The following is a 544-nucleotide window of genomic DNA, read 5'->3' as shown; positions in this document are numbered from 1 at the left end:
CAGCGCGCGTCCCGCGGCCAGCACGACGGCGCCGACGAGGAGGAACCACACCGCCGTGCCCAGCCCGTTGACCACGCGTTGGTCGGCCCCCGCGATCCCCCGCACCACCAGCACCGCCGCCATGACCAGCGCCGCCACGCCCTGCACCGCGACGATCACGCCCGCCGCGCGGACGGTGGACGGGGCGCGCGGGTTCACAGCGCCAGCGTAGTCAGCGGCCGTTACCGCACAGCACGCCCATAACGGCCCCGCCTCCCCCCGACTGCGCTGCTCCTCCTCACGCCGACGAGCGGCGTGCATCGTCGCACCGCATAAGCTCGGGGATCATGCGCGCCGTGCTGATCGTGAATCCCACAGCCACGTCCACCACTCCAGCCGGTCGCGACCTTCTCGCGCATGCGCTCAAGAGCCGCCTGCAGCTGACCGTCGAGCACACCACCCACCGGGGCCACGGCACCGAACTCGCGCACAAGGCGGTCGAGGACGGGGTCGACCTGGTCGTCGTGCACGGCGGCGACGGCACGGTGAGCGGCGTGGTCAACGG

The 544-nt window shown here is 73.0% G+C and carries 1 protein-coding gene and 1 pseudogene; one reads left to right on the top strand and one right to left on the bottom strand.

What is annotated here, in order from left to right:
- Window positions 1-198: pseudogene (locus A9X00_RS01760) on the bottom strand (hypothetical protein); the annotation flags it as partial.
- Window positions 199-326: 128 nt separating this feature from the next.
- Between A9X00_RS01760 and A9X00_RS01755 the strand changes: the two are divergent.
- Window positions 327-544 (top strand): diacylglycerol kinase family protein (locus tag A9X00_RS01755; protein ID WP_197515016.1); only part of this gene is annotated, 218 nt, incomplete at its 3' end.

It is taken from the genome of Mycobacterium sp. 1245805.9 (assembly GCF_001672915.1).
Classification (GTDB): Bacteria; Actinomycetota; Actinomycetes; order Mycobacteriales; family Mycobacteriaceae; genus Mycobacterium.
This window is presented reverse-complemented; position numbering and strand designations above follow the sequence as displayed.